General features: G+C 62.5%; 11 protein-coding genes and 1 riboswitch. Of the genes, 6 read left to right on the forward strand and 5 right to left on the reverse strand.

What is annotated here, in order from left to right:
- Positions 1-52 precede the first annotated feature (52 nt).
- From Q4Q11_RS07410 to Q4Q11_RS07425, 4 genes are read left to right on the forward strand one after another with little or no spacing between them, the layout of a single operon-like run.
- The gene (locus Q4Q11_RS07410) at positions 53-826 is read left to right on the forward strand and encodes a GntR family transcriptional regulator (RefSeq protein WP_113214971.1); all 774 of its coding nucleotides are present in this window, start codon (positions 53-55) and stop codon (positions 824-826) included.
- The gene (locus tag Q4Q11_RS07415; RefSeq protein ID WP_498569097.1) at positions 823-1,854 is read left to right on the forward strand and encodes an SIS domain-containing protein; all 1,032 of its coding nucleotides are present in this window, start codon (positions 823-825) and stop codon (positions 1,852-1,854) included. The genes Q4Q11_RS07410 and Q4Q11_RS07415 overlap by 4 nt, the downstream gene beginning before the upstream one ends.
- The gene (gene nagA / locus Q4Q11_RS07420) at positions 1,854-3,011 is read left to right on the forward strand and encodes an N-acetylglucosamine-6-phosphate deacetylase (protein WP_498569098.1); all 1,158 of its coding nucleotides are present in this window, start codon (positions 1,854-1,856) and stop codon (positions 3,009-3,011) included. The genes Q4Q11_RS07415 and nagA overlap by 1 nt, the downstream gene beginning before the upstream one ends.
- Positions 3,012-3,034: 23 nt before the next feature.
- Complete coding sequence (locus Q4Q11_RS07425; RefSeq protein ID WP_112505360.1) at positions 3,035-3,763, forward strand: SIS domain-containing protein; 729 nt, start codon at positions 3,035-3,037, stop codon at positions 3,761-3,763.
- Positions 3,764-3,856: 93 nt separating this feature from the next.
- On the opposite strand, the gene Q4Q11_RS07430 is transcribed toward Q4Q11_RS07425, so the two are convergent.
- From Q4Q11_RS07430 to Q4Q11_RS07450, 5 genes are all read right to left on the reverse strand, one after another.
- Positions 3,857-7,036, reverse strand: a complete 3,180-nt coding sequence (locus Q4Q11_RS07430; protein ID WP_498569099.1) for an efflux RND transporter permease subunit — start codon at positions 7,034-7,036, stop codon at positions 3,857-3,859.
- A complete protein-coding gene (locus Q4Q11_RS07435; protein ID WP_498569106.1) occupies positions 7,033-8,208 on the reverse strand; it encodes an efflux RND transporter periplasmic adaptor subunit in 1,176 nt (391 codons plus the stop codon). The genes Q4Q11_RS07430 and Q4Q11_RS07435 overlap by 4 nt, the downstream gene beginning before the upstream one ends.
- A gap of 315 nt (positions 8,209-8,523) precedes the next feature.
- On the reverse strand, positions 8,524-10,353 hold the full coding sequence (locus Q4Q11_RS07440; protein ID WP_498569100.1) for an ABC-F family ATP-binding cassette domain-containing protein: 1,830 nt from the start codon (positions 10,351-10,353) through the stop codon (positions 8,524-8,526).
- 2 nt (positions 10,354-10,355) lie between these two features.
- Positions 10,356-11,009 carry a thiamine diphosphokinase gene (locus tag Q4Q11_RS07445; RefSeq protein WP_498569101.1) on the reverse strand — a complete coding sequence of 218 codons (654 nt, stop codon included), beginning with the start codon at positions 11,007-11,009 and terminating at the stop codon, positions 10,356-10,358.
- Between the two features lie 72 nt (positions 11,010-11,081).
- Positions 11,082-11,609 carry a MarR family winged helix-turn-helix transcriptional regulator gene (locus tag Q4Q11_RS07450; protein WP_498569102.1) on the reverse strand — a complete coding sequence of 176 codons (528 nt, stop codon included), beginning with the start codon at positions 11,607-11,609 and terminating at the stop codon, positions 11,082-11,084.
- A 167-nt stretch (positions 11,610-11,776) separates the two neighbouring features.
- Here Q4Q11_RS07450 and Q4Q11_RS07455 point away from each other — a divergent pair, with 167 nt between their 5' ends.
- Positions 11,777-13,312, forward strand: coding sequence for an MDR family MFS transporter (locus Q4Q11_RS07455; RefSeq protein ID WP_498569103.1), 1,536 nt, complete (start codon positions 11,777-11,779; stop codon positions 13,310-13,312).
- Positions 13,313-13,382: 70 nt separating this feature from the next.
- A riboswitch (TPP riboswitch) is annotated at positions 13,383-13,499 on the forward strand.
- A gap of 49 nt (positions 13,500-13,548) precedes the next feature.
- Positions 13,549-13,945: thiamine ABC transporter substrate-binding protein (locus Q4Q11_RS07460; RefSeq protein WP_498569104.1), on the forward strand; the 397-nt coding region annotated here is incomplete at its 3' end.

Consider the following 13,945-nt stretch of genomic DNA (forward strand, 5'->3'; position numbering starts at 1 on the left):
GCAGCCAGATTCATCTTGTGAATTGGTCCTAAATAGGTTCTATATAGGAGATATGGATAGAACCAGTTTGATCGCCGAATTGAACAATCGCGGTCTCAGCGACGGGACCGGAAGCGGGCCGCTGTACAAGCGCCTGGCGCAGGCATTGACGGGCCTCATCCAGGAAGGGCTGCTCAAAGCCGGAACGGCGCTGCCGGGCGAGCGCGATCTCGCCGGCGCCCTGCAGATCGGCCGGGTGACGGTCAGAACCGCCTATCGCGACCTGCTGGCCTCCGGCGTCATTGAATCGCGTCACGGCAGCGGCACCTTCGTCTCGGAGCATGTCGAGCGCATCGAGCAGCCGCTCTGGCGCCTTTCCTCCTTCTCTGCCGACATGCGCTCGCGCGGCCGCGAGCCGGCTGCTCGCATTCTCCAGCGCAGCATCAGTACACCGGCTCCAGAGGAATCCTTCCTTCTTGGCCTAGGCGTCGATGAGCCTGTGCTGCGGCTCGACCGGCTGCGCCTGGCCGATGGTCAGCCGCTGGCCATCGAGCGCGCTGTGGTTCCCATCAAGTTTCTGGGCGAAAATGCCGTATCCGAAGGATCGCTCTACGATGCGCTGGCGGCTAACGGCTTCAAGCCCGTGCGCGCCCAGCAAAGGCTGACCGCCGTGACGCTCGACCCGACATCCGCATCGATCCTGACCGTCAAGGCAGGTGCGCCGGCACTTCTGATCGAGCGCGTTTCCCGCCTGGCAGATCAGCGCGTCGTCGAATACACCCGCTCGCATTATCGTGGCGATGCCTATGATTTTGTTGCCGAATTGAGAATTGGAGATGACCTATGAGCAAGACCCAATCCCTGATGCTGACGGAGGCTGGACAATCGCCGGAGGTTGTCGCAACCCTGCTTGAAAAGGAAAAGCCCGCTTTCGCCGAGATCGCGAAACTCTTCTCTTCCAGCCGTCCGTCACTGATCACGACAGCGGCGCGCGGCTCTTCCGACCATGCGGCCACCTTCTTCAAATATCTCTTCGAAATCTCCTGCGGCATCCCCGTCGCTTCCGTCGGCCCGTCGATCGCCTCGGTCTATCGCGCGCCCCTTCACCTGAAGGGCGGTATCCATTTCACGGTGTCCCAATCCGGCGGCAGCCCCGATATTATCGCCATGCAGGCAGCCGCCAAGAAGGGCGGCGCCACCACGATCGCCGTCGTCAACGTCACCGACAGCCCGCTTGCCAGGGAAGCCGACATCGTGCTCGGCCTCAATGCCGGCAAGGAACAGAGCGTCGCCGCCACCAAATCCTTCATCGCCTCCGCAGCAGCCCTTGCCGGCGTGACCGCTGCGGTGTCGGAGGATAAGGCGCTGACCGATGGCCTTGCCAAACTGCCGGAAGCGCTTGCCGCAACCGCGGGCATTGACGGCAAAGCGGCTGAAGACGTGCTCTTCGACGCCTCCTCGCTCTATACCGGCGGCCGCGGCCCTGCATTCGCCATCGCGTTGGAGGCCGCCCTGAAGGCCAAGGAAACCGCCGGCATTCATGCCGAAGCCTTCTCGCTGGCCGAATTGATGCACGGCCCGATGCGCCTCGTGCAGCCTGGATTCCCGATCGTCGCCTTCTCGCCCGACGATGCCGCCTTCGCCAAGAATGCCCAGGCCCTGGAACGCCTGCAGAAGCTCGGCGCAACCGCCGTTTCCTTCTCGACCGCGCCGCTCGCAGGCATCAACCTGCGCATGCCGACGACCGGCAACGGCCTGCTCGACCCGCTGGTATCGCTGCTGTGCTACTATCGCCTCATCGAGTCGGTGACCCGGCGCAAGGGCTTCGATCCGGATAAGCCGGCTAATCTTCTCAAGGTAACGGAGACCATGTGATGGACTACAAGGTCTTTACCGGCGCCCGCATCTTCGATGGCGACCGTTTTCATGAGGACAGCGCGCTGGTGATCGGCAATGGCCGCATCCATGCCATTACGAGCGCCAATGATGTGCCTGACAACGCCGAAACCATCCAGCTGAAGGGCGGCGTCCTGTCTCCGGGCTTCATCGACGCCCAGGTCAACGGCGGCGGCGGCCGCATGCTGAACGACGAGCCCTCGCCGGAATCCATGTATATGATTGCTGAGGGGCATCGTCCCTATGGCACGACTTCGCTGCTGCCGACCCTCATAACCGATGTCGCAGCCGCCACGACGGCGGCAATCGAAGCGGCGGTCGAGGCCGTGAAGGCCAACCGCGGCGTCGCCGGCCTGCATCTGGAAGGCCCGCATCTGGCGCCGGCCCGCAAGGGTGCGCATCTCGCCGAACTGATGCGCCCGGTCGAAGACAGCGACGTCAAAACCTTCATCCGCGCCCGCGAGGCGATCGGCACGCTGCTGGTGACGATCGCGGCCGAGCAGGTCACCGAGCGGCAGGTGCAGGCACTCGCCGAAGGCGGTGTCATCGTCAATATCGGCCATAGTGATTGCACGGCCGAAGCCGCCAATGCCCGTTTCGATGCCGGCGCGCGTGGCGTTACACATCTTTTCAATGCCATGAGCCAGATGGGCCATCGTGCGCCCGGTCTGGTCGGCGCGGCAATCGACCACCCCGCTCCCTGGTGCGGCATCATCGCAGACGGCCATCATGTCGAGCCGACGGCGCTGCGCGTCGCGCTGCGCGCCAAGCGCGGGGAAGGCCAGCTGTTCTTCGTCACCGATGCCATGTCGCTGGTCGGCACCGATCTTCCGAGCTTCACGCTGAACGGCCGCACCGTCTATCGCACCAAGGGCGGCTATTGCTCCAAGCTGACGCTGGACGACGGCACGCTGGCCGGTTCCGATGTCGATATGGCCTCGACGATCCGCTACGGCGTCAACGTCCTCGAGCTGCCGCTGACTGAGGCCTTGCGCATGGCGACATCCTATCCCGCCCGCTTCCTCCGGCTTGCCGACCGTGGCCAACTGACGCCAGGCACCCGCGCCGATCTCGTTCACATCAACGATGGCATCGAAGTCACCGAAACTTGGATCTCGGGCCAGCCGTCGGCCTGAATACGCAGAGAAGGAGGCGCGGCATGACCGCAGTCACGGACAGCTATTTCTCCGCCCTCATCCGCCGGCTGGAAACCCTGCGTGAAACGCTGGCCGAACCCATGTCCAGCGCTTCCGCCGCCATCTGCGCTGCCGCGCGCGCCGATCGCCGCGTCTATGTCTTCGGCACCGGCCATTCGCATATGCTGGCGGAAGAGGTGCATTATCGTGCCGGCGGCCTCGCCTTCACCATCCCGGTTCTGGTCGGATCTGCCATGCTGCACGAGGGAGCCGTCATCAGCTCGGTCTATGAGCGCACCGAGGGCCTCATCCGACCGATCTTCGAGCGCTATGGCATGCAGCCGGGCGACGTGCTGATCATCGCCTCGAACTCCGGCGTCAACGCCGCCCCGCTCGAGGCAGCAGATTATGGCCGCGAAATCGGCGCGACCGTCATCGCCATCACCTCGCTTGCCTATTCGGCCGCCATCGCGAACGGCCGCCGGAAACTCGCCGATATCGCCGATATCGTGCTGGACAACGGCCTGCCGCCGGGGGACGCCGTGATCGATCTGCCGGGTACCGGCCTGAAGGTCGGCCCGGCATCGACAGCCGTCGGCGCCACCGTGCTGAACGCCATCTTTGCCGACGTCGCCGCCGAACTCTGCAAGGATGGCAATCCGCCCGTCTACCTCAGCGCCAACATGCCCGGCGCCAGAGAGACCAATCAGCAACTCGTCAAGAAATACCGGCCGCGCAATCCGCATCTCTAAGCAAAGAAAGAGCCCGGCGTCGTTCCGGGCTCTCCATGGAGGCGACAATGGGAGCGGTGGTTCCCGTGAAACGCCGAACCGCTCCAAACGTCGTTATTGTGCCGCCACGTCGGTATTCTGAGGCTCTTCCGCGGCGGTCTCCGCCTGCCTGTGCCGCCGGCGCAGGACGACGTAGAAGACCGGTGTCAGGAAGAGGCCGAACAACGTCACACCAAGCATGCCGGAGAAGACAGCCGTGCCGAGCGACTGGCGCATTTCCGCACCAGGACCGGTTGCGATCATCAGCGGCACCACGCCGAAGATGAAGGCGAAGGCTGTCATCAGGATCGGACGCAGGCGCAGGTGACTGGCCTCGATCGCCGCTTCGACCGCGCTTTTCCCCTCGAGCTGTGCCTGCCGGGCAAACTCGACGATCAGGATCGCGTTCTTGGCCGCAAGGCCGATCAGCACGATCAGCCCGATCTGCGTCAGGATGTTGTTGTCCATGCCTCTCAGATGCACGCCGATCAGCGCCGCCAGCACCGCCAGCGGCACGATGAGGATAATGGCGAGCGGCAGGACCCAGCTTTCATACTGCGCCGACAGTGCCAGGAAGACGAAGATGACCGACAAGGCGAAGATATAGATCGCCGTATTGCCGGTATGTTTCTCCTGATAGGCGAGCTCCGTCCACTCGAAAGTCGTGCCCGACGGCAAGAGGTTCTTTGCCAGCCCCTCCATGGTGTCGAGTGCCGTGCCCGTGGAAACGCCCGGTCCCGGATTGCCCTGCAGGGGAACCGAGACATACATGTTGTAGCGCTGCACGAGCGCGGGTCCGGTCGTGTCGCGGATATCGACCAACGTGCCGAGCGGCACCAGCGCTCCGGTCGCCGAGCGCACCTTCAGCGCCAGAATGTCGTCGCGGTCCATGCGGAATTGCTGGTCGGCCTGCGCCCGTACCTGGTAGACGCGGCCGAAGGCGTTGAAGTCGTTGACGTAGGACGTGCCGAGATTGATCGACAGGGTCTCGAAGATATTCGGGATCGGCACGTTGAGCGCCCGCGCCTTGTCACGGTCGATCGCCAGGAAATATTGCGGGCTGTTGGCGGAGAAGGTGGTGAAGACGCCGCTGACGCCCTTGTTCTGTGCGGCGACGCCCATCATCTGGTATGCGAGCGGCAGGATGCGGCGCATATCCGGATTTTCCCGGTCCATGATCTGCATCTTGAAGCCGCCGGAATTGCCGACGCCGCGGATCGAGGGCGGCGGAATGGCGATGATGAAGGCTTCCTGGATGCCCTGAAGACTGCCGAAGAGCTGGCCTATGATCTTGGTGGCCGTATCCCCCGTCTTCAACCGCTCCTCGAAGGGCTTGAACGGCGTGAAGATGACACCGGAATTCGAGGCGTTGGTAAAGGTCGCGCCGTTGAAGCCAGCGAAAGCGACCGCATTTTCGATACCAGGCGTCTTGTTGATGATCGCAGTCGCCTTCTGGATGACGGCATTGGTGCGCGCAAGCGAAGCGCCGTCGGGCAGCTGCACGACGACGATGGCATAGCCCTGGTCCATTGTGGGGACGAAGCCCTGCGGCACGATCCTGCCCATATACCAGGTGCCGGCCAAAAGCGCGGCGAAAACAAGAAGCGCGCAAGCCAGCGCCGCCCAGGTCGTGACGAGATGGCGGACGATCCAGGAGTAGCCACGGCTCATACGCTCGAAGCCGCGGTTGAACCCGTCTCCCAAGGCACGGCCGAACCGCCCAAAGACATTGTTGGATTTCTCGTGGCTGTGCGGCCGCAGCACGATTGCGGCGATCGCCGGCGACAGGGTCAGCGAGTTCAGGCAGGAAATCGCCGTCGCGACAGAAATCGTCACCGCGAACTGCCTGTAGAACTGCCCGGAGATGCCGGGAATGAACGCTGTCGGCACGAAGACCGCGATCAGCACAAGCGAGATCGCCAGAACGGCGGTACCCACCTCGTTCATCGTCACATGCGACGCCTCCTTCGGCGTCATGCCGAGCGCGAGGTTACGCTCGACATTCTCCACCACCACGATCGCGTCGTCGACGACGATACCGATGGCGAGCACCAGGCCGAACAGCGTCAGCATGTTCAGCGAGAAGCCGAAGGCCAACAGGAAGGCGAAGGTGCCGATCAGCGAAACCGGTATGGCCACGATCGGAATGATCGCCGTCCGCCACGATTGCAGGAAGACGAGCACGACGATGGCGACGAGAATGGCGGCTTCGAAGATGGTCTTGTAGACCTCGTGGATCGACTCGGCGATGAACTCGGTCGGGTTGTAGATGATGCGATATTCGAGGCCCTGCGGGAAATCCCGTGACAGATCCTGCATGGTCTTCTGAATATCGGCGGCAGCGGCAAGCGCATTGGTGCCTGGCCGCGCGAAGACGCCGAGCGCGACCGCCGGGCTGCCGTTCAGATAGCTGTTGGTGACGTAATCCTGCGCGCCGAGCTCGATGCGCGCGACGTCCTGCAACTGCACGAGACGGCCATTGCCCGTCGCCTTGACGATGACGTAGCGGAATTGCCGCGCATCGGAAAAGCGCCCTTGGGTCGTCACCGTATATTGGAAGGCATTGGTGCCCGACACCGGCGGTCCGCCGATCGTGCCGCCGGAAACCTGGACGTTCTGATCCCGGAGCGCCTGAACGATATCGCCTGCGGTCATGCCATAGGCGGCGAGCTTTTGCGGATCGAGCCAGATGCGCAGCGAATATTGCCGCTCGCCGAAGAGCTGCACGTCGCCGACGCCGTCCAGGCGGACGAGAACGTCACGCAGGCGCGTGCGGGCATAGTTGGAAATATAGAGCTGGTCGTAGTGATTGTTCGGCGACAGAAGATGCACGACCATCATTAGATCGGGCGAACTCTTGACCGTGGTGATACCGATGCGGCGAACATCGTCAGGCAGTCGCGGTTCGGCAATGGCGACGCGGTTCTGCACCAGCACCTGCGCTTTGTCGAGGTCGGTGCCCAGCTTGAAGGTGATCGTCAGGGCCATCGAGCCATCGGCACTGGAATAGGAGGACATATAGAGCATGTCCTCCACGCCGTTGACTTCCTGCTCGATCGGCGTCGCCACCGTATCGGCGATGGTTTGCGCGTCGGCGCCGGGATAGGAGGTGCGAATGACGATGGTGGGAGGCGCAACCTCGGGATATTGCGCCACCGGCAGCTGGAAATAGGCAATGCCGCCGACAATCAGCAGCACGATGGATAGGACCGACGCGAAGATCGGCCGATCGACGAAAAAGTGGGAAAACCTCATTGGTCCGTCCCCTGTGCATCGGCCTGCGCCGGCGGCTCGTCATTCGCCGCCTGCTGCGGCAATTCGATCAGCTGCGGCGAAACCTTGACGCCCGGCCGGATACGCATCAGACCGTTGACGATGATGGTTTCGTCGCCGGTCATACCGTCACGGATGACACGGTAGCCATAGAGTTTCGGCCCTAGGCGAACGGACTTCGGCGTGATATTGCCGGCGGTATCGACGGTGTAAACGACACGCTGGTTCTGATCCGAGCCGATGGCCTCATCGGGAACGAGGATCGCCTTGTAGCTGTTGGAGCCCTGTACCTGAATGCGTCCGAACAGGCCGGGCTGGAGAACCAGATTGGGGTTCGGAAACCTGGCGCGGACGCGGATCGTGCCCGTTTCGTTATCGACGCGGTTTTCGGCGAAATCGAGCTTGCCCTTGAACGGCTTCTGCTTGGGATCGGCGATCGTCACGGTGACATCGAGCCCGCCGCCGCCCTGCTGCAAGGCGCTGCCGTTCTTGCGGGCCTCGTCGGCATAGGAAAGCAGCCGGCGCTCGTCGACGTCGAAATAGAAATCGATGGGATCGAGCGACACGATGGTCGTCAGTGCGGTCTGATCGGCTTGCACCAGATTGCCGACCGAGATCAGCCGCCGGTCGATACGGCCACTGAGCGGAGCGGTGATCCGGGTGAAATCCATGTCGAGATTGGCACGGTCGACCGCTGCCTGCGCACCGCGCACGTTCGCCTGGGCGGAAAGGAGGTCGCGGCGGCGGTCGTCGAGGGTGGAGGCGGACTGGCTGCCTGTGGTCGACAGGGATTCGGCGCGCTTATATTGGGCGTCGGCGAGCGTCAGCGACGACTTCGCCACTTCGAGCGAGGCGGTCGCCTCGTTCAGCGTTGTGACAAACGGCCGCTGGTCGATGACAAAGAGCAGATCGCCCTGCTTGACCATAGTGCCGTCCTTGAAATGCACCTCCTGGAGGTAACCACCGACGCGCGAGCGCACGGAAACCTCATCGACCGCCTGGAAGCGGCCGATAAATTCATCGCTGTCCACGACGTCGCGAACGACGGGCTTGGCGACAGTCACGGGAGCGGCGGGCGGTGCGCCCTGCGCAAGCACCTGGCCAACTGAGAAAACGGCAAAAACACAGCTAAATAAAACGGTACGCGGCAGCATCGGCATGAAGCCCCCTTCGAAAAACCGCGTACGGCAAAAGCGCCGTTATCACGGTAACGCTCACGAAATTTGCCTGTAACTTTCCGCGAAGAGCCTGGCGCCGTCGGGCGCAATGCGATCAGGTCACTTCGGACTTCCCAACACGCGCCACGAGCCGCGTAGGCCCGGGTATCATCCGGCCTGAAGGCCGGCACCACACGCCCATGTATAAACGGTTTATCGGATTCGACAACAGGGAATGAGACGGCGCGGCGAACGCAACCGATTGTTTTCGTTGTGTAGAGGGACGCCTATAGGATGAATGGGCTTGGCTCTTCAGCCCTCCAGCTCCTCGCGCAGCATCTCGAGCTCAAGCCACTCTTCTTCCATTTTCGCTAGGCTTTCGCGCAGCTTCTCCATCTCCGCGGCGAGACGGTTGAACGTTGCGGGATCCTTGGAAAAGAGGTTCGGATCGGCCATTTTCTTCTCGTGGGAGGCAATCTCGGCTTCCGCCTTGGCCATTTCCTTCGGCAGGTTTTCGAGCGCAAATTTCTGCTTGAAGGAAAGCTTACCCTTTCCCTTCGAAGTCTCGGAAACCGGCGTCGGCACCTCGGTCGATTTCGGCTTCTCCGCTGCCTTCTCCGCCCGTTTGCGCTCCTCTATCGCCCCTTTGCGCTGGGCAAGCATGTCGGAATAGCCGCCGGCATATTCGATCCAGCGCCCATCCGGTTCCTCCGGATTGGCGGGCGCGATCGTCGAGGTCACGGTACGGTCGAGGAAATCGCGGTCGTGGCTGACGAGGATGACCGTGCCCGCAAAACCGGAGACGATTTCCTGCAGCAGATCGAGCGTCTCGATATCGAGATCGTTCGTCGGTTCGTCGAGGATCAGAAGATTGGTCGGCCGCGACAGAATGCGGGCCAGCATCAGCCTGGCCCGCTCGCCGCCGGAAAGATTCTTGATCGGCGTGCGCGCCTGCTCCGGCTGGAACAGGAATTCCTTCATATAGCCGGTCACATGCCGCTGCTCGCCATTGACGAGCAGGTTCTCGCCGCGGCCGTCCGTCAGGTAGTTGGCGAGCGTATCTTCCGGGTTCAGCTCCTCACGCTTTTGGTCGAGCGTGGCGATTTCCAGATTGGTGCCGAGCTTTACCGTGCCGCTGTCGGGCTCCAGTTGGCCGGTCAGCATCTTCAGAAGCGTCGTCTTACCGGCACCGTTGGGGCCGATGAGACCGATGCAATCGCCGCGATGCACGCGGATCGAAAAGGGTGCGACGATTGTGCGGTCATTGTAAGCCTTGGTGATCTTGTCCGCCTCGATCACCAGCTTGCCGCTTTCCTGCGCATCGGAGGCGGATGCCTGCACGGTGCCGAGAGCGCCCTTATGGCCGCGATAGCGCGAGCGCATGTCCTGCAGCTCGCCGAGGCGGCGCATATTTCGCTTGCGCCGCGCCGTCACGCCGTAGCGCAGCCAGTGCTCCTCGCGTTCGATCTGTTTGCCGAGCTTGTGCTGCTCCAGCTCCTCGGCTTCGAGCACCTGATCGCGCCAGGCCTCGAAATGAGCAAAGCCCCTGTCCAGCCGACGGGACGTGCCGCGGTCGAGCCAGACAGTCGCAGTCGAAACCTTTTCGAGGAAGCGGCGGTCGTGCGAGATCAGCACGAGCGCACTGCGGCTCTTCTGCAGCTCGCCTTCCAGCCATTCGATGGTCGGCAGGTCCAGATGGTTCGTTGGTTCATCCAGCAGCAGGATATCCGGCTCCGGCGCCAGAACACGCGCCAGTGCAGCGCGGCGCGCTTCGCCGCCCGAAAGGTTCTTCGGCTCTTCCTCGCCGGTCAGGCCGAGATGCGAAAGGAGGTAGGTGACGCGATAGGGATCGTCACCGGGTCCGAGGCCTGCTTCGGCATAGGCCGCAACCGTCTTGTAACCGGCGAAATCCGGTGCCTGCTCGAGATAGCGCACGGTCGACGACGGATGGCGGAACACCTCGCCCGACTGCGCCTCGACAAGGCCGGCAGCGATCTTCAAGAGCGTCGACTTGCCGGAACCGTTGCGGCCGACAAGGCAGATCTTGTCGCCCGGCTCCACCTGCAGACCGGCACCGGCGAGCAAGGGCGCGCCGCCGAAGCTCAGAAAGATGTCGTCGAGTTTCAGAATGGGAGGGGCCAAGATCAGACTCCGGAAAGATCATAAGGGCGAGCAAGAACGATGGCCCTGCCGCTGCCGAGCGAAAAGCGCACATCGCCCTCCGCCACGTTGGAAATGGTGCGCGATGCGCCGAAGGGCAAATGGAAATCGCGCAAGGGATAGCGGGCATTGTCGATGAAAAGGCCCGTCAGATCGCTGAAGCCGAGAACCGAAAACAGCGAGCCGGCCGGCAGCGCCAGCGTAAGATCGCCCGGCGGAAGCGGCACCGCCTCCTCCTCGCCCGATGTCAGTAGCACGTCGAAGCCTTTTTCGGCGAGCTGGATACCGTAGAGCAGGTGCTGGATCGCGTGATCGGACCGCTCGCCGCCCATGGCGCCTACCAGGATTAGCCTGATGGCGCCGCGATCGATCGCTTCCGTCACGGCAATTTCGCCATCGGTCGCAGCCTTCGCTGCCGGATAGGGCTGCTTCGGCACATTGGGAAACGCGCCTTGCAGATCGGCAGGTGTGGAATCGAAATCGCCGACCCACAATTCAGGCTCCGCACCGAGCGCGAGCGCATGGCGCATGCCGCCATCGGCTGCGATGAAACGGCTGCCGGAAACAGCAGTGCGCAACCGCTCCGTCAGACGGAGCTCGCCGCCGAGCAGGATGGTGAAGGTGGTGGACTGGCTCATGAGGCAAGCCCATAGCGCAAAGTCATATCCCTAGGGAAGAGCGCCATGGGCAAGAACGGCCGCGACGCCCGCTCAGTCGTTCGTTTCCTTGATGCGCGCCTGGAAAACCCGCTCGTAGCCGCTGACATAGCGGTCGAACAGCAGCGAGAAATTCTCGATCTCCTCCGGTGTCCAGTCGGCAAAGATGCTGCCGATGACGGAATATTTCTGCGCCTGGATCTCCGACAGCAAACGCTGCCCGAGAGCAGTCAGCACCACCACGATACGCCGTGCATCCGCCTGAGATGCCTTGCGGCGCAGGACGCCGCGCGCCACCATGTCGGCAACAATGCGGCTAGCCCGCGACGGATCGATGCGCAGCATCTCGGCGATCGTGCCGACTGTGACTTCGCCGGTCGCCTCCGCGCGCCTCACGACATCGAGCACGTCGAGATGCGAAAGCTCGAGACCCGGCGCCACGCTTTCGATGGCAAGCCTGCCGATCATGCGGCGGCCCGTCAGCAGACGCATGCGCGTCATCGCCTGACCGATGCGCAGAAAATTCTCGTCTTCGATCAGGGCCTCGGCTTCAACGTCTCGTGTATTCGTCGCAGATGTCATCTTCCCACCATATCAGAGGCGGAGAAGAAATAAAACATGCAAACAGCACGCACCTGTCCTTGACATTTATATGCTAATAGCACATATACTTCAGGCATGAAAACCGGAGCGTCCCGCGCATTCGATCGACCGCGCAGCGTTTCGGCCAAGCTCGGATTTCCTTCCCCATGGACATGCAGACAACCTTCGCGCCGCTCGTGGCGGACCATAAACGGCGGCTCATACTCTTCCTGTTTCTGATGACCGCCATGTTCATGGCAACGCTCGACAATCAGATCGTCTCGACGGCGCTTCCGACGATCGTCGGCGAGTTCGGCCATCTGGAACGCTTCGGCTGGATCGGCTCGGCCTACCTCCTCTCTCTTTCCGCCGTCATGCCCGTTTACGGGAAGTTCGGCGATCTTTTCGGCCGAAAATACGTGATGATGACGGCGATCGCCATCTTCACCATCGGCTCCGCGGTCTGTGGCCTTGCCGTTTCGATGAACACGCTGATTGCCGCCCGCGTGCTGCAGGGCTTCGGCGGCGGCGGCATCATGGTATCGATCTTCGCCGTCAACGCTGACCTGTTCGAGCCGCGCGAGCGCGCCCGCTACCAGAGCTATTCGAGCCTCGTGCTGATGGCATCGGGCGCCATCGGCCCCGTTCTCGGCGGTACAATGAGCGATCTCTTCGGCTGGCGTTCGATCTTCCTCGTCAACGTGCCGATCGGCTTCATCGTGCTCGCCGGCCTCGCCTTCATGCTGCCCTATCGCAAGCCGGCCCGCCGGCCGAAGATCGATTATGCCGGCGCAATCGTCCTCGCCTTGACGACGACAAGCATCGTGCTCGCCGCCGACGGCAGCGAACTCTTTGGATCGCTGCTCTCACCGCAATGTCTTGCCATCATCACCTTCGGCGCGATCTGCGCCATCGCCTGGGTCTTCATCGAGCGCCGCGCGCCCGAGCCGATCGTGCCGATGACGCTTTTCCGCAACCCGACATTCGGCCTTCTGCTCGTCATCTCGATCACCAGCGGCGCCGTCGCCATCGGTATGGTCAATTATTTCGCGCTCTTCCTGCAGACGACGACAGGCCTTTCGCCCTCGATGGCCGGGCTGCTGTTCATTCTCCTGACCGGCGGCATCGTCTGCGGCTCGCTCTCGGCTGGAAGGCTGATTGCGGCCAGAGGGCGCTATAAGCCCTTCGCCGTCGCCAGTGCCACCTGCAGCGCCATCGCATTTGGCTCGCTTGCCTTCGTGCATGCCGGCACGCCCATCATCCTCATCGGCGGGCTGATGCTGCTGCATGGCATCGGCATCGGCCTTGCGCAGCAAGTGCCCGTCATCGGCGTACAGAATGCAGCCGCAGTGCGCGACGTCGGTGCGGCGACCGGTGCGGTCACGCTGTCGCGCATGGGCGGCGCCTCGATCGCCATCTCCATCTATGGCGCCATCATCGCCGCCAAGCTCGGCAATATCGGCGTCTCCATATCGGGCGTATCCGATATCGAGCAGCTGACGCCGAAGATGATGGCCGCCTTGCCTGAGGCGACCCGCGAAGCCGTCGCCAATGCCTATGCGGGCGCCTTCAGCCCGCTGTTCATGACGGCCGCCGGCATCTGTCTCATCGGCCTCCTGACTTCGCTGACGCTGAAGAACGTGCAGCTTCCAGGTGCCGCGAAGAAATTCGAAAGCCCTGCGGTCGCGGAAGCTGCCGAGTAAATCGTTCATGCTGCAATTCACAAGGGAATCATTTCCCTTGTCATCCCTCCATCACAAGACTAAATCTGCCCATGCTCTAACGGGGTGCCTTATGTCCTCCAGGACATTTGGCTGAGAGGCTCTCACCGGCCAACCCGCGGAACCTGATCCGGCTAACACCGGCGGAGGGATTAGACGCGTGACGAAATCATGGCGCCCTTTCCCCTTCAAGACGAAACCAAAGTGGAGGCGCCGCCATGCAACACCGTTCGCTATTGTCATTCTTCACCGGTCTGGCGCTTGCCGCCGGAACTGCGTTTTTCGTCGCGCAGCCTGCTGCAGCGGCCGACAAGACGCTGACCATCTACACCTATGAGAGCTTCACCGCCGATTGGGGTCCGGGCGCCAAGGTCAAGGCAGCCTTCGAGAAGACCTGCGGCTGCACGGTCAACTATGTCAGCGTCACCGATGGCGTGGCACTTCTCTCCCGCCTGAAACTCGAGGGCGCCGGCACCAAGGCCGATATCGTTCTCGGCCTCGATACCAATCTCGTCGATGAGGCCAAGGATACCGGCCTATTCGATGCCAGCGGCGTCGATACCTCCGCACTCAAGGTTCCCGGCAATTTCAAGGACGATGTCTTCGTACCTTACG

The sequence above is a fragment of the Rhizobium sp. UFLA01-1127 genome, assembly GCF_059803845.1.

Excerpts from the sequence above, each read along its gene's own strand:
- Q4Q11_RS07410 (WP_113214971.1), top strand. The coding sequence starts at position 53 with ATGGATAGAACCAGTTTGATCGCCGAATTGAACAATCGCGGTCTCAGC.
- Q4Q11_RS07415 (WP_498569097.1), top strand. The coding sequence starts at position 823 with ATGAGCAAGACCCAATCCCTGATGCTGACGGAGGCTGGACAATCGCCG.
- nagA (WP_498569098.1), top strand. The coding sequence starts at position 1,854 with ATGGACTACAAGGTCTTTACCGGCGCCCGCATCTTCGATGGCGACCGT.
- Q4Q11_RS07425 (WP_112505360.1), top strand. The coding sequence starts at position 3,035 with ATGACCGCAGTCACGGACAGCTATTTCTCCGCCCTCATCCGCCGGCTG.
- Q4Q11_RS07430 (WP_498569099.1), bottom strand. The coding sequence starts at position 7,036 with ATGAGGTTTTCCCACTTTTTCGTCGATCGGCCGATCTTCGCGTCGGTC.
- Q4Q11_RS07435 (WP_498569106.1), bottom strand. The coding sequence starts at position 8,208 with ATGCTGCCGCGTACCGTTTTATTTAGCTGTGTTTTTGCCGTTTTCTCA.
- Q4Q11_RS07445 (WP_498569101.1), bottom strand. The coding sequence starts at position 11,009 with ATGAGCCAGTCCACCACCTTCACCATCCTGCTCGGCGGCGAGCTCCGT.
- Q4Q11_RS07450 (WP_498569102.1), bottom strand. The coding sequence starts at position 11,609 with ATGACATCTGCGACGAATACACGAGACGTTGAAGCCGAGGCCCTGATC.
- Q4Q11_RS07455 (WP_498569103.1), top strand. The coding sequence starts at position 11,777 with ATGGACATGCAGACAACCTTCGCGCCGCTCGTGGCGGACCATAAACGG.